This window comes from Ectopseudomonas oleovorans (assembly GCF_003052605.1).
Classification (GTDB): domain Bacteria; phylum Pseudomonadota; class Gammaproteobacteria; order Pseudomonadales; family Pseudomonadaceae; genus Aquipseudomonas; species Aquipseudomonas oleovorans_A.
In genome coordinates, this window is the sequence record NZ_QASO01000104.1 from 1 (window position 1) to 2,104 (window position 2,104).

Below are 2,104 nucleotides of genomic sequence, written 5' to 3' on the forward strand. Positions count from 1 at the left end.
CGCCCTGCTCCATAGCGCCTTCTATCCGGTTCTTGTTCATCGGCTCGCAGATTACGCTCCACGCTTCCTCCCCACGNTCGGTCACCCTCACGCAGTTGCGCTTCACTTCGTTCGCTGTGATCAACTTACGGCGGGACTTGCACCCGCAGGAGTGCGCCCATGCTGGGCGCACAAGAAAGAAGCCCTCAGGCCGAAACCTTGAGGGCTCATATGCACGTCCAGATACTCGTCATTCCTGCGGAGGTGGGAGTCCAGAAAACAGCGCGTGTCGAACACGTCACCATTACCGCTCTCAGAACAACTCGGGTATCGCCTCCGCTTCACTACAACCGAATTGTCAGCATGCTAGCCAAAGGTCTGCATGAGAGGCTCGGCACAACGCCTGATTGCCGCGACTACATGCGGCGCTTGCTCGGCCAGTCCATCTGAACGTGCCAGTATCCGTTCCAGCGCACTCAACTGCCTGCGGATTATTTCTTCGGGCTGAGGGCGGCCTGAGTCAACCCACGATTCAAGCGGCGCTGCCGAAGTTGCTCGCCAAGTCGCACCGTGATGAGGGAATAGTCCATGTTCTGTATACGCAACAATTCATATTGAATGTTACGCATACCGAACCAGCTGAAAAATCAAAACATGGATGCGCCCGCCCCCGCTCATGCGCTGGGTACAATTGCGACGGTATTACCCAGGTGTGAGGAATGGCCTGGACCAGGCCCTCTCATACGAGAACGAACAGGGGAGAGCTTGCATATGGACGAACTCGGGCCGGCAAAGAGCAGGATCAGACTCGAGGCCAGAAAAGCGGTAGACGCGTAGCTTCAACCAGGCGATCTACAGGCCAAAGCAGGCACCGACCTGACCGAGCAGTACACCAGAAAGCGAAGGGGTAAGAAAATTAAGCTGACCAGATGAATTGCGGAAAAGCTTCAGGATTGCGGAAAGCATTGCGCCAAATCCCAATCCTGAAACCCGCATAAATCATGGTGCCGAAGCCGGACTAGAACACATCGCTACATAGCCAGTAATTATTGGTCTCTACATGCAACGCAAGCAGACCGTATACCTATACGTATACCTAAAACCCAAAGTACCCCCCTACCCTCCAAGTTGAAAGACCGCCATTTCTGCAGGCCGGGCGGCTATCGACTGGGCGCGGCTCGATTTCCCGCAAAGGGTAGCGCGCTGAGATAGACCCCATTTTCTACATGAGTAGATTTCATGATTTCTATGGAGTTTCACCAGTTAACCGATTTCAATAATTCACTAACTTTCAGGGCCGTGCACTAGCCCGAGAGCGGGGCTCGAATTACCCGTGACGGGCCTTCCATTGCAGGGGCCCCGGCCTGATATGGCAGGTGCCTGCCCCCATCAACATGAACCCGACGCATAGTCTTGGGCCGCTGGTGGCATCCACCCACGCGGGGGCGGGGGCGCGCGATCCCACATGCCAAAGATTCCGGTGTAATGGGTGTAAGAGGTGTAATTGACTTGCTGAAAGCCAGTAGTGACGGGGCTTGCAGCCGCATTACACCTTTATCGCTCATGCCTTACACCATCGATAAAACACGCCATTGGTGTAATGCCCAAGGCACTCAACAACCACCGACTGAAGTCGGTGGGTTAGTGACTTACGGACTGAAAGTCCGGATACGCGTCGACTGAACGACGCGTCGGATCAGTCAGGCTCCATCCTGAAATTATCGTTCGGGCTCGGCTCAAAATGATGCTCCAGATACTGCTTGATCATCTCTTCCGTCATCTGCCCAACCGTCGCGCAAAAGTACCCGCGAGCCCAAAAATGCTGCCCCCAATAGCGCTTTTTCAGATGGGGAAACTCCTCGAAAAGCTTGCTCGCCGTACGCCCCTTGATCCGCCTCATGATCTCACTCGGCGCCAAATTCGGCGGACTGCTCACCAGAATATGCACGTGATCCTTGCTCACCACACCTTTCACAATCCGAATTTCAAATGCTTCGCACGTCTGTCTCACCAGCTCTCGCACTCGCTCAGCAACCTCACCGCTGAGCACCTTGTATCGGTACTTAGTCACCCAAACAAAGTGATACTCGATCTGGTAGACCGTATGACTGCCGTATCTGTAATC

2 protein-coding genes and 1 pseudogene are annotated in these 2,104 nt (G+C 54.5%); 1 reads left to right on the forward strand and 2 read right to left on the reverse strand.

Annotated features, from left to right (window positions below; all coding sequences use genetic code 11):
- Nucleotides 1–159: 159 nt before the first annotated feature.
- On the forward strand, nt 160–429 hold the full coding sequence (locus DBO86_RS26085; RefSeq protein WP_162884224.1) for a hypothetical protein: 270 nt from the start codon (nt 160–162) through the stop codon (nt 427–429).
- Between the two features lie 53 nt (nt 430–482).
- Here the strand turns inward: DBO86_RS26085 and DBO86_RS27325 are convergent.
- Together DBO86_RS27325 and tnpA are read right to left on the reverse strand one after the other, a co-directional pair.
- A pseudogene (locus DBO86_RS27325) lies at nt 483–569 on the reverse strand (transcriptional regulator); the annotation flags it as partial.
- Between the two features lie 1,106 nt (nt 570–1,675).
- A partial coding sequence (tnpA, locus tag DBO86_RS17125) for an IS200/IS605 family transposase (protein ID WP_146173169.1) occupies nt 1,676–2,104 on the reverse strand: 429 nt, incomplete at its 5' end.